The organism is Legionella sp. 39-23 (assembly GCF_001897665.1).
Classification (GTDB): domain Bacteria; phylum Pseudomonadota; class Gammaproteobacteria; order Legionellales; family Legionellaceae; genus Legionella; species Legionella steelei.
On sequence record NZ_MKTO01000009.1, the window covers coordinates 217,871 to 240,164 of the forward strand.

A 22,294-nucleotide genomic window follows, 5' to 3' on the forward strand; every position below is an offset into this window, starting at 1 on the left:
AATTATTTAAATTTTCTCGCAGGCCCTGAAGCATCTGTTGACGAAGTATTCTCAAGCTCTTTCACAATAGTTTGAACCGATTTGCTTAATTCTGATTTTGCCTCATTTTCTTTGACTCTTGTCCAATTTATATCTTTGAAAAAACGGTTGGTAGCAGGAGTAGGCTTAATTGCTTTAGGGGCAGAGGAGGTAACAAATCTTCTAAATAACATCATTTATAAAATCCTTTTTCAATAAAAAGCGTATTAGTTATGATAAGTTTTTATAAAAAATACGCAAGTTTTATTTTTTGTTGATCAATTAAAGTGTATGTTATTGTTTTTTCTTTGGATTTAATTGATCTTTATCCGGGAATGGATTTTTGTCCAATTGCTCGGCAATTGTCCGGGTGTTTTTATTCAGCGAATTTATTTGTTTTTTGTCTGAAGTTACGCTCCAGTCAATCGACTTTCCAAAATTTTTGGGTGTCTTTTTAGTCATTGATTTTCTCCAAATGAACAAAACCATTTGTGTATAAAAAATGATTTATTTGTATATATTAGCAAAATATTTCATGTGGATCAGCCAAAAAACAAGAGAATTACTCGTGTTCACGTCAAGTTCATCTGGTATAAGATGCGCTTGATGCCTCTACATAGACCTGATAGTAAGAAATTTATAGAGTTTTTAGGGTAGATTACATCGCTAGGGTAATCAAAAAGTCATTATTACGTTTATTTTTATTTTGATATATAATTAACCAATTTATGATCGCTCATACGATCAGCTGTTCAATAATCATTTTAATTTAGAATAAACATCCATGGACATCTCATTTTTATTTGGTTTTTTAGCTGGCGGTCTTACTACTGCTCTAAGTGGGTTGCAAATACAAAAATTCATGAATAATAGGAAAAATGTTGCACGCATAAAGAATAAAAAAATATTAGATTTAGACCGGCTTTTTCATGATTTCCCTCATTTTATGAGTATTATTAAAAATGACATTAATAACCCTAGCCATAAAGATGTAAGGGAGTTTTTTGTAGTCGATAAAGAGGCAATCTTGAATTCGTTTGTTCCTCGATTTCGATATGAATTGTCCACCGAGATTCTTCCCGCCTTAAATCGATTAGAAGAGTTGGGTTATATTGAAAAGTTAAAAAATAATTGCCTTCACTATAAAATTGAAGAAGAGTTTATAATACAACTCCAATCTATGGCGACAACTGCAAAAGAGTAAAAAACATAGATAAAGTTTAGGGGCTAGCTGTCATAGATTTGCTCCAATTAAATTATAGGGGGAGGTTTTTATGTCACGCAAACTGTTAGCGAAACAATTTTTAAGCCGTGTTATTAAGTATCTTCAGAAACAATCTGATCCATCCATTGCTAAAAAAATTGTAGCAGATTTAAGGTTAGGTTCCGCTGAAATTCGTGATGTAGACTTCAAAGAATTTTTGGCTAAATTTACAAAAGAACCAATTGATTTGGATGGGCTTATCAACGCCATGCAAAAAGGTTTGCTCAGCAACACGCTCTTCTGTGATTTACTTGCTTTTATAGAAAGAAACCAGTTAATTTCAGATGAAGAGTTGCAGGCTATGTCAAAACAGTTGCAAATCCAACTGAATTTATTATGTTTATTCGAAGCGTTCGCAGTGACGATGGTAAACAGTTTCACATTTAATGAGGATGTTTATTGCTTCACAAAAAAACAAAGAAATACGGCTTATCCAGGAAATCCTCTTTTCAATTTCTTTTTTGGTTCTAATAGTAACAATTTTTCTCTTTTTAAAAATTTAAAGTTAATTTCTGTTGATCCTGTCATTGCTGCGGGTGCATTTCTGCGCTCATTAGGCAGTGAGCAACTGGATAAGGCAGAAATTGAGGCAAAGTCAAAAGAGTTTATTAAGAAATATGGACTAGCACTTTGGAATGCACAAATTTGTCCTCCTCCATTAGGTGAAATGTCTGATGATTCAGTTAAAAATGTGAGTTTAAATATCTTAGAGGCAACATGGGAAGAACAGCAAAAGGAGAGTGGGGCGCCTGGTGATAATGCTTATGCTGGTGCTGCTCTTATCCGGATGTTAGAGCATCTTCGACCTCTGCATGCTTATATCTTTCAAAATCTGGTCTTGCCTGATGACAGTTCAATCACTGCAAGTGGCCGATACAGCTTGCTTCCTGATTTAACAGTGAATCAATCACGTAAGCGAGTGAGCCAATTTTATGTTAGTAAGGAATGGATGTATTTATATAATAGCTGGAACTTGTTTTTTGTTGTTCAGAACTTAGATAGCAAATTCTTGCCTATTAAACTCCTAATCCCCTCAGTGTTGAATGCTCTGCCAAGCCAATACATGGAAACACGTGTGTTTGTACTTTATCTTATAGGTAATTTATTTCATTACAATAAGTTAAGTGTTTTTACAGAGGACATTAAGCTTTCTCAAGCACAGGTAATCTTGAATAAATGGGGAGAAATAAATAAAAAATATGCTGACGCGCTACTAAAAACTTCTTGTGCTGATTTAGAGGAAACTTCAGAAATGGTTTATCATGATATTTTTGGGGAGCATACTCATTTTTCATTAGCGTATCATGTTGCAAATTTCATTCGTGATTTTGAGCATTTTAGAATTACCAGTGATCCCGAGACGCGCACACTCCAATTAGCGTGATTCACCCTAATATTTTTTTATCTGGTCGTGAGAAAAGAATATCCGACCAGTTTTTCGTGTTGGTTTTTATTGACCTTCATGATACAAATCCCCATAGCCCCAATTTGTTATTTCTGATCGCGGGACCTGCAGATTTAAAACAAAAGGATTGTGCATGATGAGAAAAGTGGTCTTTAGTCTTTCGCTTATATTGAGCATAATAATTTCCCCTTTATTTGCAAAGGAATACATTAAAAATCCTGAGCTACAAAATAATGAATGTGTCGATACCATTGCATCACGTGTCGCTGATGGTGGTTTATTTTTGGATCAATGCCACATACATGATCGTGATGTACCGCAAATCCTTTCCTTTCTCAATGCACATCCAGAAATTACCCGCTTGAGCATCTCTGACAATCAGATCGGTTATCAAGGTACAGAATTGATTGCTACGAATACCCATATTCGTTATTTGTTCCTTACTGGAAATCGCATTGGTTCACTAGGAGCTGAAGCCTTAGCTAAAAATACTTCTTTGGTTTATCTTCTTTTAGGAGAGAATCATGTTGGTCCCTATGGGGCTGAGGCTTTGGCCAAAAATAGTACCCTGATTTTTCTTTCTCTTGATGGCAACCCTATAGGTACTTCAGGCGCAAAAGCACTAGCAAAAAATAAGACGTTAACGCATCTTTCGCTAAGAAAAAGTCAAATTGGTGTGGCCGGTGCGAAGGCATTGTATGCAAATGAAACATTGAAAAGTTTATATCTAGGCAATAATCGATTAGGAAATGATGGGCTGGAGTTTCTTGATAGAAATCAATCCATCAATTTTATTGATTTGGAGAACAATAATATTGATAAGGATGGCGTCAAAATCATAGCAAGAAAACCTAATTTGTTTTATCTCAATCTTGATAAAAACCCTTTGCAAAATGAAGGGGCTGCTTTTTTAGCGCAAGCGAGCGTTCTGGAGTGGCTGTCAATTGTTGGCTGTGGTGTGGGTGTGGAGGGTGCTCATGCTTTATCTGCATTGAATCATCTCACCATGTTGAATATCGACAATAATTTAATTGGTGATGAAGGCATTATTGCTTTGACGAAAATGAGTTCTCTGAATAACTTATATGCCAATAATAATCATATTGGTGACGAGGGAGCAAAAACTTTAGCAAGCGTGCTACAGCTGCACAATTTGAGTTTGAGTCATAATAATATTGGCGATGATGGCGCCTTAGCTTTAGCTGAAACTACGACTCTGTATACTTTAGACGTGGGATTTAATCAAATCAGTGCAATCGGAGTAGAAGCATTAAGAAACAATGAAATTCTGACTTATTTGAATACTTTAGGGAATCCTGGGGATGAATAGCCTTCGACCGTGCACATGATCGAAGGCTATTGGAGAAATTTGATTTTGAACTAAATACTTATTTTAAACTTTATAAAACAAGCGAGGATTGCTTTTCCGGTGAATTGATTGGTTCATGTGGTTGTTCCGATTTTTGCGGAGTTTGTTTGCTTGCAAAAAAAAGAATATCATTTGCAGTGAATTTTTTTTGTTCTTCTACCTCTTTTTTTTCTAAGGACGAGAATGAGTTTATATCTTCCTTATGACATAGGTTTTCTCGAGCATATTTCTCTAGAGTGCTGCGTTCAATGAAATGCCACCTTAAAAAAACACCACTAAGATTCGTTTCACAGAGCCTAAATGAGTCAGATATGGGAAGCTCAAGGCATAAAAAGTGAGGGAGTGCAAACTGCAATGAATGAAAGGATGTAGGAAACTCCATGCAATGGCTACCTAGAGCAATTAACTCATTACTGTCTGTGAAATAGGCATTTCCAGCAGTGATACATTGAGCATTATAAAAATCTTCTTCTGCTGCTAAATGTGGATAAGCAGGGATATTATTCTCTGGATGTGAATTTCCGCATGGACCAAAAACCAGTTCATTTTGTATTGTTAATAAAAACTTTACCATTTTTACATTTTTGAAATCAGTAGTCAGATTACATCTGGAACAATCAGAATCATTAAGTAAATCAATCAGTTCGCTGGTATTCCTGGCAATCCATTTAGGCGTTTCTATTATAATTTTAGGAGGTTCGTGTAACGAAGTCATCGAAAGAAAAACAGGTTTTATAGGTTTAAAAATACCCAATACTTTCCCATTTTGGTCGTTTTTAAATCCAGAGGCAGCTTTTTCCTTATGCAGCATATTTGTTCTCCAAGTTATCTTTATTTTTATAATTGATTCATTATGAGGAGGGTCTAAAGTTGGTCGATTCTACATGAAAAATGAATTGAGACAAGTATTGATATACATCATCCTGATTTATAAAAAAGCGGATATTTATCTCGCTAATATCGCATCTCTCGATTTTTTTTGCTTGATTTAATTCTTTAATTACACTTCCTGTTTTTGTTTTTTCTTGTCAGGGGGGAGATACAGGCGATGGGGTGTAATCATTGTGTCGCCCAGATTGGCGAAGCGTAATTTGGTTTTTTTTGTCGTCATCCCGAGTACAACCAGAGATCTCTATCGTAACACAGTGCTACAGTGGAGACCCTTGTTGCGCTCGGGATGATGAGCTAGATATTTATTTTGAAACCATTTGAACCAGAGTATCAATTGCGTAATCTAAGTTTAATTGCTGCATTTCTCCAGTAGCACGATTTTTATACTCTACGCAATTTTGCTCCATATTTCGCTCACTGACGATGATTCGGTGTGGGATGCCAATTAAATCATGATCTGCAAACAATACGCCTGCGCGCTCATTACGATCATCAATTAAGACATCAACTCCCAACTCATTTAAACGTTCATATAAAGCATTCGCTTGCGTTGTGACTGTTTGTGAGCGGTGTCCATTTAAAGGAATGATGACGATTTGGAATGGAGCGATGTTTTGCGGCCAGATGATCCCTTGCTCATCATGATGTTGTTCAATAGCAGCAGCAACTACGCGTGTTATCCCTAAACCGTAACAGCCCATCATCATGGTTTCTAGTTGGCCTTGCTCATTAATTACCGCGGCATTCATGGCTTTGGCATACTTATCACCTAACTGAAAAACATGGCCCACTTCAATACCGCGGCAGGAGCGCAGAGTTCCTTGACCATCTGGACTAATATCACCTTCTTTAACGTTACGTAAGTCATAGGCAAGGTAATCACTAATGTCCTTATCCCAAGCAGCATGTTGATAATGCTTATCGGCTTGATTGGCACCACAGATAAAAGAATCCATAGCCAGTGCATGATAATCTGCGATTACAGGAATCGATAAATGGATTGGTCCTAATGATCCAGTCGGTACATTCAAGCTTTTTAAGACTGTTTCCTCATCTATAAATTGTAAGGGAGAATGGACTAAAGGATGTTTTGTTGCTTTGACTTCATTCAGTTCATCATCACCTCTTAAAACCAAAGCAACCATGGGCTGTTCTCTTCCTTTTACAATCAAAGTTTTGACGGTTTGATTGCTTGCTACACCCATAAATTTTGCTACTTCAGCTATGGTTTTTTGATTTGGCGTATCTACCAGCATCATTTTTTGTTGGGTCGGCGTTGCTTTTTCAGGTCTTAAGCTGGTCGCTTGTTCAATATTTGCTGCATATTCCCCTTTATCACTGTAGAAAATTAAATCTTCGCCGGAGTCAGCCAATACTTGAAACTCATGTGATGCAGAGCCGCCAATAGCGCCTGTATCTGCTTCAACTGCACGATATTTAAGCCCTAGGCGATCGAAGATTCGGCAATAGGCCTGATACATGTCTTTATAGGTCATTTGCAGACTTTCTAAGTTTAAATGAAAGGAATAAGCATCTTTCATAATAAATTCACGTGCGCGCATGACACCAAAACGAGGTCTTATTTCGTCACGAAATTTAGTCTGAATTTGATAAAAACTTGCAGGAAGTTGCTTATAGGATTGCAATTCATTACGCATAATGTCAGTGATGACTTCTTCATGAGTAGGCCCAAAGCAATATTCTCTATCATTAGAGTCTTTCATAGTGAGAAGCAGTCCACCAAAGGTATCCCAGCGTCCCGTTTCTTGCCATAGCTCAGCAGGTTGTACTGCGGGCATGAGCACTTCCATCGCATGAATGCGATTCATTTCTTCGCGGACGATTTGCTCTACTTTACGTAATACTTTTAAACCCAGAGGCATCCAGGTATAAAGGCCTGAGCCCAGTTTACGGATCATTCCTGCTCTTAGCATTAATTTATGAGAAACGATCTCCGCATCACTTGGAGTTTCTTTAAGAGTTACTAAAAACCATTGAGATGCACGCATTTCAACTCCTGAAGTAGTATTGTTCTTGATTGGAAAGCATTATACAGAAGTTTTTGTTCAAAAACAGATGAAATAATTTGAGTTTAGAAACGGTAGAAAATCCTGGTTGCAAGCAACCAGGTTATGTCTGGTAGGATGTTATATTTTAATTTTGGATTCTTCTAATAGTGCATTTAATTTAGAAGCTAAATGCGCATTATTTTCCCCTTCAAGTTGACTTAATTCATGTGCGTAATTATTAAAATGCACTTTGCCTGTTTGTACATTATAAACGGCACCAACCATAGCAATGTCATTTTTCTCTATCATTTGATGCAGAATAGGACTACGTTCATAAATTTTTTGCATGGTATTGGCAACATTCAAGTCAGTGACATTGTTCACGAAGGTAGTATTTTTACTGTGACGGTTCGTTTCCGTTTCGTTCTCAGCATTGATTGCTGGCTTTATTTTGTCTAACAATTCTGTAATATGTCCTGTTTCAACTCCGTCACATGCAGATAAAATGGCACCACAACGGGTGTGACCAAGAATGATAATTAGCTTGACGCCAACGACATGGCACGCATATTCAACACTAGCCAAAACATCATTGTTCACAACATTCCCCGCAACACGAACGCAAAAAACATCACCAAAACTTACGTCGAAAATGGTTTCAACAGGTACGCGTGAATCAATACAGCCAAGAACTATGGCAATGGGATGTTGTCCTTTGGCTGTAAGTTTTATGTCTTGTTGGTTAGAACGATGAATTAAGTTGTCATTTAGGAAACGTTGATTTCCTTCATATAAAATATTTAATACTTGTGCCGGTGACAGATTAGATTGCACATCGTATGTAGTAACGTTGATAAATTCAATATAATTATGAATCTTGTAATGTTCTTTGAAACCAATAAAATTTATGGCGATTTTTTTATTGGGGGCTTGTTCTTCTTTAAATTCTTTTAAAAACTCTGAAATTTCTTTATCAATATATTGAGTATAACGTGCATCAATAATTAGGTGTGATTCTTTGGGTATGGAATCAAGCTCAGCAATTAGTGCGGCTTTATTAAGAAAAGTCATTTGTTGGGGAAGTATCAGACGATTAACCTCACCAGTTGGATGAATTTCCTTCAGAATATTAATTCGCGCCTGACTGTTCGATTTTAAAATATAGAACAAACTGACGGCTAATCCAATTAAAATACCAGTCAATAAGTTAAAGACAATAATTCCAATTACGGTGGAGATGAATGGAATAAAACGATCGCTGCCTTGAGCATAAATGGTACGATAAATGGAAGGTTTATTAAGCTTATAACCAGTATAGATCAGAATAGCAGCGAGTGATGATAAGGGTATTTTATTCAAAGTGCCCGGAATTAACATGACTGCAAAGAAAATAAAAACTCCATGTAAAATAGTAGATAATTTACTTGCCGATCCTGCCTGAATATTAATGGATGTTCTTACGATTACTGAAGTAATGGGAATTCCACCAATTAAACCTGCTGTCATGTTGCCAACTCCTTGCGCCAATAACTCTCGGTTTGATGACGGATGTCGGCGTTTTTTGTCCAGTCTTTCCCCTGCTTTGAAGTTTAATAAGGTTTCAAGGGAGGCAACAATCCCGATGATAAACGCATATAAATAAACTTTGGGGTTCGACAGCGCGGACCAATTTGGGTATTCCAGTTTGCTTAATAGCTCATGAATATCATCTGTTTGCGGAATATTAACAAGTTGGGGGGAATTCTGAACCAGGCTTGAATCGGTCCATAAAAAAAACTCATTAAGCAGTACACCCAAAATCACGACGATAATTGGTGCAGGAATTTCTTTTAATATTTTATTTTTCGTTAAATCAAAATAAATTAAAGTCGATACTGACAGTACCGTAATCAGTATGGCACCTGTATTGAGGTGATGGTACAAAGCAAGAATAGGGCTTAGAGTGATTTCTTCAGTCGTCTCTAATAAATGCGTTTTTAGCTCGTTAAAATCTGCAGACAGTGTGAATGCTAATGGTAATTGTTTGATTATTAACAAAATACCGATTGCACAGAGCAGACCTTGCACTACATTTGATGGGACATAGTCTGCGACAAAGCCGGCTCTTAGGCTTCCTATTATCACCTGCAGAAGCCCCGCAAGTAACAGTGCAACTAAAAAGGTGTTGAAATCTCCAAGATGGGTAATCGCCGCAACAACTACAGCTGCCATACCTGCCGCAGGTCCGCTGACACTGACGTGAGAGCCACTTAAAAACCCAACAACAACGCCGCCAATAACCCCACTTAAAATCCCAGAAAAAAGAGGGGCGCCTGAAGCTAAGGCGATCCCGAGACATAATGGGATGGCTACAAGAAATACAACTATGGCTGCAACAAAATCAAACTTAAGATAGCGTTTGGTATAAATTCGAAACTTACGTGAGTCAACTGGTGCATTTGTAAACATGGAGTTGTTCCTATATTAACAAAGTAAATAAAAGTGTTAAGCGAAATTACCCCTAATTTTAGACTAAAGTGCTGTTTATTAAAACACCACTGTAACAAAATGTTATAAAAATGTTACGGTTTAGTTAAGATGCTGTGCTTTCGTCACTCTAATTGATGAAATTCAATTCATTGTGTGCGTTTTTTGGTATTTAAAAATGACTTAGGGCGTTATTCATTATAAAGATGAGGGGAGCTAGATTCTAATTTCAAGGTAGAGAAATTAAACTCAGCGCGAAAAGTCACATTGGGCATTTTGAGTAAAAATAATTCTCAATTTACGCACGAATGCAACTTTTCACCTATAACATAGAACGGTGGGTTAGGCTTCAATGGGGTCAAATTCTTCGGCATGGAACACTTCGTCCCTATCAGTTGCCTGATTCGTGACTAAGTCATGCTCAAGATTTTTAAAATTCCACATACTTTGATCCATCAGTTGGCTGGGTTTTATACTTTGCAGCGCATGCAGGATATTACTTGGTACTTTGGGGTTTTCGTCAGCAAGTTGATTAATTAAATGCGTTATTTTTTTGCGCATTAAATTTTCCTGAGAACCACAAAGAGTGCATGGAATGATAGGATAAGATTGTTCTTGAGCAAAGGTAATAATATCTTTTTCTTGAACATAACATAATGGTCGGATGACTATATGCTTTTTATTATCGCTAAGTAACTTCGGTGGCATTGAGCGGATATCACCATTGTATAAGATAGACATCATCAGAGTACGAACCAGATCGTCACGATGATGCCCAAGGGCGATTTTATTAAAACCGTGCTCCTCTGCATACCGATAAATAATGCCGCGTCGTAGACGCGAGCATAAAGAACAATATGTTTTACCCTCGGGTATTTTTTCTTTAACGATACTATAGGTATCACGAGTTAGTATTTCATGAGGAATGGAGCGATCCGCAAGCCATTGACGTAGTGCGGCATCATTCCATCCTGGTTGTGCTTGATCCAGGGTAAATGAAAAAAGTTCAAATTTATTGCCGGAGCGTCGACGTAATTGATTCAGAATGGTTAAGAGGGTAAAAGAGTCTTTACCGCCTGATAAACAGACCATAACACGGTCTCCACGCTGGATCATATTAAAATCCGCGATGGCCTTACCGGTGTAATGCAGTAGTTTTTTTTCAACTTGAGAAGGATTGGACATTATTAAAACCTAATAAAAAGTTGTTATGTAGTGGTTTTTTTGGCAGCTTGGGGTAATCCGTTGACCCTGGTTGTTTCTAACCATGAATTGATTAACTCGAGATCGTTTGCATTCAATGTGCCAGCCAAATATTTTAGAGTTAAAACAGCATTAATCAAACTGTATTGGTCATTAGCCAATTGATTCTGGGCTTCAAACAAACGCTGTTGGGCATTGACCACGTCTACCATGGTGCGAGTACCTACCTCAAATTGCGCCTCTGTACTTTCTAATGAGTTTTGTTGTGAAATAACAGTTTGTCTGTCTGCCTTTACTTTGCTAATTCCATCGGTGATTGTATTAAAAGCAATGCGGCTATTTACCACTACATCTCTGTATGACTGCTCCATTCGCTCACTAGTAGCCTGAAAATTATGTTGGGCTTGTCGTGTTTGTGAACGTACTAATCCTCCTTGGAATGCAGGAAAATTCAAGGCCACACCAACCGTCGATAGTTTTTGATTGGCCGGGAGTAAGGGATTCGAGCTATTTAATTGGTTTGTTGTTTCTGTTGAGTTGCCCTGAAGCGCAAGAGTAGGCCAATTCCCAGCAGAAAGTGCTTTCATGTTTTGACGTGCGACTTCAAGATTGAATTTTGCAGACAGTAACTTGAAATTTTGTTTCAGGCCGGTATCTATCCATTGATCTACAATATTAGGTTCTGGCTTGATTAAGGGAATTTTGCCTTCACGTAGAGGAGCTATTACTTCATAAACATGATTGGTCAGCTTTCTTAAATTTTCACTTTGATTGATTTGGTTATTACGCGATGCAATAACGGTAGCAACAGATTGATCATATGCAGCTTTTGCTTCATAAACAGACGTAATTGGATCAAGACCTACTTCAAAGCGTTGTTTGGCTTGTTCATACTGGCGCATGTTTGCGCGTTTTTTTGCTTCAGCGAAATTTAAAGTATCTTGAGCAAACAATATGTCAAAATAGGCCTTGGCTGTCCTAAGAATTAAATCCTGGGCTGCATCGTTGAATGTTGCTTGCGCTGCTTTAACGGATGCTTTTGCTTGTTGCACTTTTGCCCAGGCTTGGTAATTGAAAATAGCTTGCGATGCTGAAACTTGCCAGGTTCTCGAGTTGTAATAGCTATCTTGAATAGTAAAAAGACCATCGTTAACGTGCAAAACGTTTCGAGTTGCCTGAGCGGTAAGACCAACTTGAGGAAGCAACGCGGCACGTGCTTGGGGAAGTGCTTCTGTGTTGGCCATGTACGTATCATATGCATTCTTGAAGATAGGGTCATTTTCAAGGGCTTGATGATAGATATCCATAAGGTCTGTTGCCGCAAAGACGTGCGAAGACAGACCCAAAGTCATGAGATAGCAGACCAACAATTTTTTCATTAAACTAATTCCTAAAATACAAATTCTTTGGGTTTTGATTTATCGATCAGTAGTGGGACATCTGTTTCAAAAATGAGTTCATTGTGCCAATGCTCTCCATGGTCCAATTCATAGAGTCGACCTTGCATCACAGGAGAGTTTCCTTCAATAACAAATAGCTTGCCTCCAGGAAGAATCTGTAATCTTTGAGTCTCATTTATTTTTTCTATTGCACCAGTGAATATGACCACATCGTAAGGAGCACTCTCTAACCAACCTTGGCTGGCATCGCCGGTTATTAACTCTACATTGTTACAATGATGTTTTTTTAATTGATGGGCTGCATGAGCTGTAAAATCGGCATAATAATCGACACTGATTACTTTTTTACATAATTTACTTAACAAAGCGGTAAAAAATCCACTGCCTGTGCCTATTTCCAAAACGGTTTCATGACCTTGCAAATCAAGCGCTTGCAAAATTTGTCCTTCTTCCAAAGGAGTCAGCATGCGTTGACCATGATTGAGCGGTATTTGCATATCTGAATAAGCAAAATGTGTAAATTGTTCGGGAACGAATTCATGTCTGAATATCGTATCATACAAATTAAGTATGGATTCGTTTAAAACATCGCCAGTTCGAAGTTGTTGCTTGACCATATTAATACGCGCGCTTTGATAACTCATTTGTTCTACCGTGTTGATTGTTTTAGGTTAAGATTGACGATTCATTTGCTAAAGCCGTTGCTTCGCGACTTATTCGCGGTGATCCACATTTGGAGATTTTAGAATTCCACAGACATGCTGCGAAACGAGGTGGCAGAAGCGAATTGTCAACACACTTTTAAAACTTTGGCACAATCTTAGCAAAAAAATAGCGCATGTGCTAAGAAATAATGTTTGAATCCGGAATTTCATGGTGACTCTGTTTAAAGTTTGTTATGATCTGCAATTTTTAACCTAGAGAAAGCAGTTGCGACCATAGAGTCAGTTAAAGCGACCAACTGACTTTTTAGGTTGAATGGTTTTTTAAAATAGATTGGCCCATATTTCGATGTCGCACTTAAAGAGCGTGCCGAGATATTGTTCCAATTGTAACTTATAGGAGAATACAGTGCTTGAGCAATATACTGAATATTTGCAAACTGAAATAGCGACGCTTAAGAGTGAAGGCTTATATAAAGGCGAACGTGTTATTTCCAGCCAGCAACAAGCTGCTGTCACAGTAAATCATAAAGAGGTCATTAATCTTTGTGCTAACAATTACTTAGGTTTAGCGAATGATCAGCAATTAATTGCGGAAGGGCAAAAAGCACTCGATGAATACGGCTATGGTATGGCTTCAGTACGCTTTATTTGTGGTACACAAACACCTCATAAACAACTTGAGCAGAAAATCAGTCAATTTTTAAGCAAAGAAGATACTATATTATATTCTTCATGTTTTGATGCGAATACAGGTCTTTTTGAAACTTTATTGGGTGAAGAAGATGCGATTATTAGCGATGCATTAAATCATGCCAGTATTATTGATGGGGTACGACTTTGTAAAGCGGCACGTTATCGATATGCAAATAACGATATGAAGGCTTTAGAAGAGCAATTGATTGCTGCTAAAAACGCGCGTTTTCGTTTGATTGCTACGGATGGTGTTTTTTCAATGGATGGAATTTTGGCAAATCTTCCAGCAATTTGCGAATTAGCTGATAAATATGATGCTATGGTTATGGTTGATGACTCCCATGCTGTTGGTTTTATGGGAGAAACTGGTCGTGGAACGCCTGAGCATTTTGGTGTCAGTGATCGTATTGATATCATTACAGGCACTCTAGGTAAGGCTCTAGGAGGGGCCTCAGGTGGTTATACGGCATCAAATCAGACTGTCGTTGAATGGTTGCGCCAACGGTCCAGACCTTACTTATTCTCAAATACCTTGGCTCCAGTGATCGCACATACTTCTTGCGTTGTTCTCGATAATTTGATGAAAAATAATCATTTGGCAGAAAAATTAAAGCGTAACAGCCGTTATTTCCGTGAAGGTATGACCAAACTTGGATTCAAATTAATTCCTGGAGAACATCCAATTATTCCAGTTATGTTAGGGGATGCAAGCCTTGCAGGACGTATGGCGAACCGTTTACTCGAGCTAGGTATCTATGTAGTGGGTTTTTCGTACCCTGTGGTACCTAAGGGTTTAGCTCGAATTCGTACTCAAATGTCCGCAGCACATGAATTGCACCATTTGGATAAAGCCATTGAGGCATTTGAAACGGTAGGTAAGGAATTTTCTGTTATTTAAAGCAAAGCCATTATCTCTGAACGTTACAGAGATGATCTTATTTAGAGGTACTTTTATGAAATCATTAGTCAAAGCGAAAAAGGAACCTGGAATCTGGATGGAAGAGGTCGCTATACCTGAATATGGCGTCAATGATGTATTAATTAAAATTAAAAAAACAGCGATTTGTGGTACTGACATTCATATTTATTCTTGGGATGAATGGGCGCAAGCGACTATCCCTGTCCCCATGACGGTAGGCCACGAGTTTTGTGGTGAAATTGTTGCAGTAGGGCAGGAAGTACAAGGATTTCATGTAGGACAGCGAGTTTCTGGCGAAGGGCATATAACGTGTGGGGTTTGCCGAAACTGTCGTGCTGGTAAACGCCATCTTTGCCGCAATACTTTGGGTGTAGGTGTCAATAGACCTGGATGTTTTGCAGAGTATTTAGCGATACCTGCCAGCAACGTTATAGCGCTTCCTGATAACATTACCGAAGAACAAGCTTCAATTTTTGACCCTTTTGGGAATGCAACCCACTGTGCTTTGGCTTTTGATGTCGTCGGGGAAGATGTGTTGATTACTGGTGCAGGGCCTATTGGTATCATGGCAGCGGCTATAGTCAAACATATAGGTGCGCGTCATGTTGTCATCACCGATGTGAATGATTACCGTTTGGATTTGGCTCGCAAAATGGGGGGCATTCGTACCGTAAATATTAAGTCTGAAAAGTTGTCCGATGTCGCTGCGGAGTTAGGGATGCTCGAAGGTTTTGACGTAGGTCTGGAAATGTCCGGAAATCCTACAGCCTTAAATGACATGATGAAAGCAATGAATCATGGTGGGCATGTGGCCATGTTAGGTATTCCTCCTAACGAAACATCGATTGATTGGAATCAGGTTATTTTTAAGGGATTAGTGATTAAAGGTATTTATGGTCGTGAAATGTTTGAAACATGGTATAAAATGATCGCCATGTTACAAAGTGGATTAGATATTTCACCGGTAATAACACATCGTTTTCCAGTTGATGACTACCAACATGCATTTCAAATTATGGCATCAGGTCAATCAGGCAAAGTAATTCTTGATTGGTAAAAAATCCCCTCCCATTTATGGGAGAGGGGAGGGGTGAGGGGAATATTTAATGACAGTGCGACTGTTTCTACCCAAGCCACAAAAAACAGTTTTAAAAAGACGGAGTAGTTATGTCACAATATATTTTTACCATGAATCGTGTCAGCAAAATTGTTGAGAATCAGCGGTTTATTTTAAAAGACATTTCATTGAGTTTTTTCCCTGGTGCCAAAATCGGTGTTTTAGGATTGAATGGATCAGGTAAGTCCACTTTATTACGTATCATGGCGGGTGTTGATACTCACTATGAAGGGGAAGCAAGACCACAACCAGGAATTAAAATCGGTTATCTCGAGCAAGAACCCCAATTGGATCTCAATAAAACCGTACGCGAAGTTGTCGAAGAAGGCGTGAAGGAAATGAAAGAAAAACTCGCGCACTTTGACGAAATTAGTATGCGTTTTGCAGAGCCAATGAGCGATGATGAAATGAATACGTTACTTGCCGAGCAGGGTGAATTACAAAACGCTATCGAAGCTGGCGGTGGCTGGGATCTTGACAGGAAACTGGATGTGGCTGCTGATGCATTGCGCTTACCTGATTGGGATGCAATTGTGGGCAAATTATCAGGAGGAGAACGACGCCGAGTCGCTTTATGCCGTTTGCTACTCTCTAATCCTGATATGTTGTTGCTTGATGAACCAACAAACCATTTAGATGCAGAATCTGTTGCATGGTTAGAACATTATCTTGAAGGTTTTCCTGGTACAGTAGTTGCGATTACTCACGATCGCTATTTCTTGGACAACGCTGCGGAATGGATATTAGAACTGGATCGTGGCGAAGGAATTCCTTACAAAGGAAACTACACTTCATGGCTTGAGCAGAAAGAAGAACGCTTGGAGATGGAGCAGAAACAAGAAGATGCACATCAACGTGCGATTAAAGCAGAACTAGAGTGGGTACGCACTTCACCTAAAGGGCGTCATGCTAAAAATAAGGCACGTCTGGCTCGATTCGAAGAAATGAATTCGAAGGAATTCCAAAAGCGCAATGAGACGAATGAAATATACATTCCACCAGGTGAGCGCTTAGGTGACTTGGTTCTTGAAGGCGAAAAAATCAAAAAATCATTTGGTGATCGAATCCTGATTGATAATTTAGATTTTAAACTTCCTAAAGGAGGTATTTTAGGAATTATTGGTCCCAACGGAGCAGGTAAGTCTACATTTTTGAAAATGATTACTGGTCAGGAAGAGCCTGATGATGGTGTTATTCGTGTTGGTGAAACTGTGCAATTGGCATACGTAGACCAGATGCGTGATGAATTAGACTCTAATAAGACAGTATGGCAAGAGATTTCCGATGGCCATGACATCATGCAAGTAGGTAGTTTTCAAATGCCTTCACGCGCTTATGTAGGACGTTTTAATTTTAAAGGCTCCGATCAACAAAAGAAAATGGGACAACTTTCTGGAGGAGAGCGTAATCGTGTCCATCTGGCAAAATTACTCAAAAGTGGCGGGAATGTGTTGTTACTTGACGAGCCCAGTAATGATTTGGATGTAGAAACTTTACGTGCTTTGGAAGATGCTGTTCTCAATTTCCCGGGATGTGTGATTGTGATTTCGCATGATCGCTGGTTTTTAGATAGAATTTGTACGCATCTGATGGCTTTTGAAGGCGACTCACAAATAACCTTCATTGAAGGAAATTACAGCGACTATGAAGCAGATAGAAAACGTCGTTTAGGAGATGCAGCAGATAGGCCATCTCGTATTAAATATCGAAAACTAGAGTCATAAGGTATCAATGTACACTGAATATGTTGCAGGATTTTTGAATCCTGCAGTACATGAGTGAATCAGTTAAAGGAATAGAAGGTTAAGGAATACGTGAGCAGTTATAAAAACGTTTAATTAAGCGGAGATAAAATTTAAATGAATAAGTTGTTTTGGGCAGGTTTGTTATTGTGTGTTGGAGGGTTAACATCCTGTGTTGAGAATGATCCATCTACTTTAATTACTGATGATGCAGGCTATGTGCATCGAACAATTCACTATACAAAAGACAAACGTGGTCGTGATTATTATCCTCAGAAGATTCAAGCAACAGGCGAGAAGCGCTTTATTTTTGATCCTAAGGTTTCTGCATGGGCTGCTTATGATGAGGAAGGGAACCGTTTATTGACTGGCGGTGGGTCAGCAGGTATTGATGCATGTGAAGAAAATTCAAATCAATCATGCAGAACCGTTACTGGAACGTTTAAAGTTTATAATCGAAGAGGGTTTGACTGTAAATCAGGAGAATATCCTGTAGATACTAAAGGTGGCGCAAAAATGCCTTATTGTACCTACTTCTACCAAGGATATACTATTCATGCCGCCTATGAGGTTCCTGAGCATCCCTCAAGCCATGGCTGCGTGCGTATTTTCCCAAGTGCTGCTAAATGGTTAAGTGAAAACTTTTTCCATATAGGTACAAAGGTGATTGTATTGGAATATCCTAATGAATCGGGTGTCAATAAACCCACTGAACCCAATAAATTAGGGTGAAAGCGTTCGCGCTTTATTCGCTGAACAGTTGTATTTGGCGCATCTTGCGTGAAAATCCAACTGTTCTCCAAGACTCAAGTATGCCCCTTGAACGGTTACCGTTTTTAATCTAATTTTTATTTTAACCCGGGTTTTGCTTACGCGCCACCCAGGTTACAACAAGCGATTAAGGATTATTGTTTGGTAGTGAAGGTTGTGTAGAGCGATTTTCAGGCAAAGTAGGCTGTCCAGGAGTTGCTGGAGTTGGAGTTGCTGCAGGCTTTGCTGGGAAAGTTGGCTGTGTTGTTGTCGTTGGCGACGTAGTTGTAGTTGGTGGTGTTGTTGCCGGTGTCGCTGTTGGTGTGGTCGTAGTCGTCGGTGCATTGGTTGGATTTTCAGCAGCTCCGGTACTTGGATTAGGATTAGTACTTTGTGGTTTTTCTTGGGTGACCGTGCCTCTTGGCGCAGCAATCATTTGTGTAATTCCTAAATCTCCAGTCATCTTACGGCCTATAGTTAAGTCAACACTGAGTAATTGTGTTACTTTTTCTTTATCATTTTGATAAACAACTTGCAGTGGTAAATTAATTTTCCATTGATTGTCTTTTGCTTCGGTGATTACAACTTGTCCATCTACTTGACTGCTCACAGTGAGTTTTTGAGATTTAATGGCTTCCAAATTACCTGACTTCTGCAATGCAGTATTAAAACCAGTCCAGCCTTGCTCAGTAAAACAAGCTTGTAATTTTTGCAATTGGGTGTCTAAGTTGTTGGGATTAAAGTCAAAAGCTTGGGTAACAGCTTTTGTAGCCCATTTCATTACCAATGTTTGATCGATTGTTTTGGTTTCAGGTGAGATTTTGTATTCACAGTTGATGGGGGCTGCTGGTGCTGCTGCGGCTGGATGTACCGATGGTATATTTTGTCCGGGTGGTGTTGGTGTAGCAGGAACTTGTTTCAGAGCACTTGGAGTTTGAGGTGGTGTTACTGGCTGAGTATTTTCAGCATGAACTTGAGTACCAAGTACAGCAAAAAGGGTACTCCATAGTAATGTGTTCTTCATGAAATTGGCTCCTTAAATAGTATGTAGCAATTCTGCGATAATCAAAGCTGCTAGTCTAGCAGTTTTTTGCTCTTGATCCAAAGGCGGCGACAGTTCAGCAACGTCAAAACTAACTACTTTGCCACTTTGAATAATGTATTTCAAGAGTGGTAAAATTTGCCAAGGTGTTAGCCCTAGTGGTTGTGGTGCACTGACGCCAGGGGCAAAAGATTCTGCCAAAACATCTAGGCAAAGAGTCAAATAAATGTGATCCAAATTCAGCATAAAATCATCGAGAAAAGCTAAATGCCATGCCAAACTGTTTGTGTACAACTCTTCAGCGGTTAGATAATTAACATTAAGCTCATTGGCGCGCTCAAAAAGAGAGGAAGTATTTCCCATTTTTTGGATTCCGAGGCAGCAGTAATTAAAGGGTTGATTGTTTTCTTTACAATATGCTGCAATTTGTGAAAAAGGAGTCCCTGATGTGCCCGGTTGATTTTTTTGATGTGGTCTTAAGTCGAAATGTGCATCAAAATTAATAATACCCAATTTGCTATAATGAGGTGCCAAACCTTGATAATGTGCCCAAGCAATTTCATGTCCGCCTCCCAAGGCAACAGTTTGATGACCTTGCTGATGACAAAAACTAATTAAATTCGCAAATTGAGCTTGGGCTGTTTCCAACTCATCTTCATTACAAAAAATGGTACCCAGGTCAAAAAGTTGCTTATCTATAGAACAAGGTAGTTTGGCTAATTGTGTTTTGATTTGATCAGGTCCTAATTTTGCACCCGGCCTTCCCATATTTCGACGTACTCCGGCATCACTGGCAAAACCCAGAAAAACTGTTTTTTTCTCTTTAGTGATAAGCTCAGTTTGTTGCACAGGAAAAATAATTTTTTGAAAAAACCGTTCTGCATTAACCGTATCTTTTCTACCCTGCCAGATTGAGGGATTAGCACGTTGGTAATTGGAAAGATGTTCAAACATTAAATTCTCCCTATGTTCCTATTGGCGATGCGTTTCAAGTGAGTATGTTGAAGTACCGTGCTAACATCGACTTAAACACAATTGATGCCAAGTACTTTAGAAAAATCTTTATCATAACTCACAGTACAGCTTTTTGTTCCATTAGGAATTTTTTGAATCAATTGAATTTTAGTATGTGTATACTCACAGGCTATCCAAGTTTCTTGTTTATCAAATGACCAAGTTAGTTTTTTTACTTTTGATGTTTCATTGTCAGGGGCTAGGCTTGCATGTTCTTTAGGAGGTCCTGAATAAAATGTGATGCGATCAAAATGATGGGTACTATTCCAATCATCCTGGAATACATCCCATGTTTTTATTTCCTGTTGTAACGACTGATTTGTTTGAATGGTCTCGGGACAGTGTATTTCAGTTGCAGATACTGAACCACACAAGACCACAAACCCTAAAAAGAAGTTGATACGAATAAAAACGCTCATTCATGCTCCTCAGATATTTTACTTAGTATAACATGATGATTTTTGTGCCCAAAGATCGCCACTTCTAGCCCAATTGCCTTTGTGCCATCTGCCGTAATGTGTTGCGGTCAATCTTTCCAGTAAAACCATAAGGGAGCTGGCCTATAATAATGATTTGATATGGACGTTTGCTGATGGGGAGTGACGCTGCAAAATCCATTAATTTTTGCGAGGTCACCTGCTTGTCTTTAATTTTAAGTACGACGTAAACGATAATTTTGTCATCATTGACGGTGTTTTTATTGGGTAATGCAATTGCAGCAGCCTCCTTAACTGCATAATGCTGATAAAAAATGTTTTCTATCTCCATAGGAGAAATGAGCTCTTCGCCGCGACGAATAATATCTACCTTTCGACTTACGAACCAGTAATATCCCTCTTCATCTCGATAAGCCAAATCGCCTGTATGTAACCAACCGCTTTGGATTGTTTTTGCTGTTAAAGCAGGGTCTTGCCAATAACCGGAACACATGCTCTCTCCATGAACAATAATTTCTCCCGTTTTATGTGCATTTAAAATGAGCTCGCCATGTTCATCGATTAAGCGCATTTTCATACCTTCTATAGGAAATCCAATCGAACCAGTTTTCTTTTTTCCATAAGGAGGATTCATAGAATAGATTTGTAATTCAGACATGCCGCAGCCTTCAGTAATTTCTGTATGAAACAATAGATTAAATTTTTTCTGCAGCGAAATTGGTGTTGCATCTCCAGCGGAAAAACAAAAATCAAGTGTGTTGATTTCATATCCTAAAGATTCAGCATGATTAATAAGCTCAAGATAAAGCTTAGGAAATCCATAGATTTTTGTAATTCCATACGAGTGTAGTTTTGCCAACGCATGTTCTGGAGAAAAACCAGGTAAGAGCACGACAGTAGCACCTACCGCGTGAAAAGGTAATATTTGTGAACCTAAACCAATCAAATAACATATTGGAAACATCACAAGTGTTTGATCGGTATGATTTATTTGGATTTGCCGTAGCTGATTTTTTGTGCCTTGCATGAGACTATAATGACTATGGACAACTACCTTAGGTAGTCCAGTGGTTCCAGATGTAAAAAAGATCAAGGCGGGTTCTTTCGATGCAATTGTCTCATTGGGCGTTGTGGAAACTACTCTAGGTATGAGTAACTCTTGGAAGTTCTTAACTTCGGAATAGTTGGCCGATTCTGAGGTAAGATAACATTCATTAATTTCTTTTAATATTTTCTTATCGTCTAAGAATTGTTTATAGTAATTACCTGTAGTTATAAAAATACGGGCATTACTTTGTTCCAGTACATAGTGAATCAGTTCATTGTTAAATTGAATGTTAACAGGAACGGCTATAGCTCCTATCATAAAACAGGCGTAGTAGCATAAAACGATTTCAATGCTGTTGGGCAAAAGAAACGCAACGCGGTCTCCTTGCGAAATCCCTTTTTCTAAAAATGAAGTAGCCAAATGCTGCGTTAATTCATACAATTTCTTATAACTGTAACTCTGTTGTTCGATAATTAATGCAATTTTATCTGGAAACTGTTTCGCTGATTGAGCGAGTAATGTGCTTAATTGGTGCATAGAAAATCCTCACGGTTGGTAGGTTATGAGGATCTCCAGAGTTTCTAAGGGTTTGAGATCCGAGCCTACTCAGTTCTATTGCCTACAATCTATAATAGAGTCTGTTCATCGAGCAATGCTTTTTTAAAGAAATGATTTTTTTCTATATGCATTGCAAGAAACCAGTCCATATCCGGCATCACTTATTCAAGACAATAAATTGATAAAGTTCTTTTTACCTCCATTGACTTCTTTACTCAGCATCAAATACGCATAAAATTATGCCAAGTTTGTTCAATGTCTGGTATTATCAGCGCATGGCAATA

19 protein-coding genes are annotated in these 22,294 nt (G+C 38.5%); 7 read left to right on the top strand and 12 right to left on the bottom strand.

What is annotated here, in order from left to right:
* Nucleotides 1-2: 2 nt before the first annotated feature.
* The gene (locus BGO44_RS05385; RefSeq protein WP_058512108.1) at nt 3-215 is read right to left on the bottom strand and encodes a hypothetical protein; all 213 of its coding nucleotides are present in this window, start codon (nt 213-215) and stop codon (nt 3-5) included.
* A gap of 97 nt (nt 216-312) precedes the next feature.
* A complete protein-coding gene (locus BGO44_RS05390; protein ID WP_193393439.1) occupies nt 313-480 on the bottom strand; it encodes a hypothetical protein in 168 nt (55 codons plus the stop codon).
* A 322-nt stretch (nt 481-802) separates the two neighbouring features.
* Here BGO44_RS05390 and BGO44_RS05395 point away from each other — a divergent pair, with 322 nt between their 5' ends.
* The 3 genes from BGO44_RS05395 to BGO44_RS05405 all read left to right on the top strand — a co-directional run bounded on the left by BGO44_RS05395 (nt 803) and on the right by BGO44_RS05405 (nt 4,017).
* Nucleotides 803-1,222 (top strand): hypothetical protein, encoded by a 420-nt coding sequence (locus BGO44_RS05395; protein ID WP_058512109.1) that lies wholly within the window; start codon nt 803-805, stop codon nt 1,220-1,222.
* A gap of 70 nt (nt 1,223-1,292) precedes the next feature.
* Complete coding sequence (locus BGO44_RS05400; RefSeq protein ID WP_273198639.1) at nt 1,293-2,666, top strand: hypothetical protein; 1,374 nt, start codon at nt 1,293-1,295, stop codon at nt 2,664-2,666.
* Nucleotides 2,667-2,820: 154 nt separating this feature from the next.
* Entirely contained in the window at nt 2,821-4,017 is a 1,197-nt protein-coding gene (locus tag BGO44_RS05405) for a leucine-rich repeat domain-containing protein (RefSeq protein WP_273198637.1), read from the top strand.
* A gap of 70 nt (nt 4,018-4,087) precedes the next feature.
* On the opposite strand, the gene BGO44_RS05410 is transcribed toward BGO44_RS05405, so the two are convergent.
* The 6 genes from BGO44_RS05410 to BGO44_RS05435 all read right to left on the bottom strand — a co-directional run bounded on the left by BGO44_RS05410 (nt 4,088) and on the right by BGO44_RS05435 (nt 12,669).
* Nucleotides 4,088-4,867, bottom strand: a complete 780-nt coding sequence (locus tag BGO44_RS05410) for a hypothetical protein (protein WP_273198636.1) — start codon at nt 4,865-4,867, stop codon at nt 4,088-4,090.
* 382 nt (nt 4,868-5,249) lie between these two features.
* Entirely contained in the window at nt 5,250-6,956 is a 1,707-nt protein-coding gene (locus BGO44_RS05415; protein ID WP_058512113.1) for a proline--tRNA ligase, read from the bottom strand.
* Between the two features lie 138 nt (nt 6,957-7,094).
* Nucleotides 7,095-9,404 carry a bifunctional SulP family inorganic anion transporter/carbonic anhydrase gene (locus BGO44_RS05420; RefSeq protein WP_273198635.1) on the bottom strand — a complete coding sequence of 770 codons (2,310 nt, stop codon included), beginning with the start codon at nt 9,402-9,404 and terminating at the stop codon, nt 7,095-7,097.
* 360 nt (nt 9,405-9,764) lie between these two features.
* On the bottom strand, nt 9,765-10,607 hold the full coding sequence (ttcA, locus tag BGO44_RS05425; RefSeq protein WP_273198634.1) for a tRNA 2-thiocytidine(32) synthetase TtcA: 843 nt from the start codon (nt 10,605-10,607) through the stop codon (nt 9,765-9,767).
* A gap of 23 nt (nt 10,608-10,630) precedes the next feature.
* Nucleotides 10,631-12,004: a TolC family outer membrane protein gene (locus tag BGO44_RS05430; RefSeq protein WP_058512116.1), complete on the bottom strand. Its 1,374-nt coding sequence runs from the start codon at nt 12,002-12,004 to the stop codon at nt 10,631-10,633.
* Between the two features lie 11 nt (nt 12,005-12,015).
* The gene (locus tag BGO44_RS05435; protein WP_058512117.1) at nt 12,016-12,669 is read right to left on the bottom strand and encodes a protein-L-isoaspartate O-methyltransferase family protein; all 654 of its coding nucleotides are present in this window, start codon (nt 12,667-12,669) and stop codon (nt 12,016-12,018) included.
* A 427-nt stretch (nt 12,670-13,096) separates the two neighbouring features.
* Between BGO44_RS05435 and BGO44_RS05440 the strand changes: the two genes are divergently transcribed.
* The 4 genes from BGO44_RS05440 (at nt 13,097) to BGO44_RS05455 (ending at nt 17,893) form a co-directional block, all read left to right on the top strand.
* On the top strand, nt 13,097-14,281 hold the full coding sequence (locus BGO44_RS05440; RefSeq protein ID WP_273198633.1) for a glycine C-acetyltransferase: 1,185 nt from the start codon (nt 13,097-13,099) through the stop codon (nt 14,279-14,281).
* A gap of 55 nt (nt 14,282-14,336) precedes the next feature.
* Nucleotides 14,337-15,359, top strand: coding sequence for an L-threonine 3-dehydrogenase (gene tdh, locus BGO44_RS05445; protein ID WP_058512119.1), 1,023 nt, complete (start codon nt 14,337-14,339; stop codon nt 15,357-15,359).
* A gap of 110 nt (nt 15,360-15,469) precedes the next feature.
* A complete protein-coding gene (gene ettA, locus BGO44_RS05450) occupies nt 15,470-17,143 on the top strand; it encodes an energy-dependent translational throttle protein EttA (protein ID WP_058512120.1) in 1,674 nt (557 codons plus the stop codon).
* Nucleotides 17,144-17,278: 135 nt separating this feature from the next.
* The gene (locus BGO44_RS05455; protein WP_058512121.1) at nt 17,279-17,893 is read left to right on the top strand and encodes a L,D-transpeptidase; all 615 of its coding nucleotides are present in this window, start codon (nt 17,279-17,281) and stop codon (nt 17,891-17,893) included.
* A 166-nt stretch (nt 17,894-18,059) separates the two neighbouring features.
* On the opposite strand, the gene BGO44_RS05460 is transcribed toward BGO44_RS05455, so the two are convergent.
* The 4 genes from BGO44_RS05460 to BGO44_RS05475 all read right to left on the bottom strand — a co-directional run bounded on the left by BGO44_RS05460 (nt 18,060) and on the right by BGO44_RS05475 (nt 21,989).
* Complete coding sequence (locus tag BGO44_RS05460; protein ID WP_058512122.1) at nt 18,060-18,935, bottom strand: DotI/IcmL family type IV secretion protein; 876 nt, start codon at nt 18,933-18,935, stop codon at nt 18,060-18,062.
* Nucleotides 18,936-18,947: 12 nt separating this feature from the next.
* Entirely contained in the window at nt 18,948-19,907 is a 960-nt protein-coding gene (hutG, locus tag BGO44_RS05465) for a formimidoylglutamase (protein WP_273198632.1), read from the bottom strand.
* Nucleotides 19,908-19,978: 71 nt separating this feature from the next.
* On the bottom strand, nt 19,979-20,386 hold the full coding sequence (locus BGO44_RS05470; protein ID WP_273198631.1) for an STY0301 family protein: 408 nt from the start codon (nt 20,384-20,386) through the stop codon (nt 19,979-19,981).
* A 64-nt stretch (nt 20,387-20,450) separates the two neighbouring features.
* Nucleotides 20,451-21,989: a class I adenylate-forming enzyme family protein gene (locus BGO44_RS05475; protein WP_273198630.1), complete on the bottom strand. Its 1,539-nt coding sequence runs from the start codon at nt 21,987-21,989 to the stop codon at nt 20,451-20,453.
* Nucleotides 21,990-22,294: the final 305 nt, after the last annotated feature.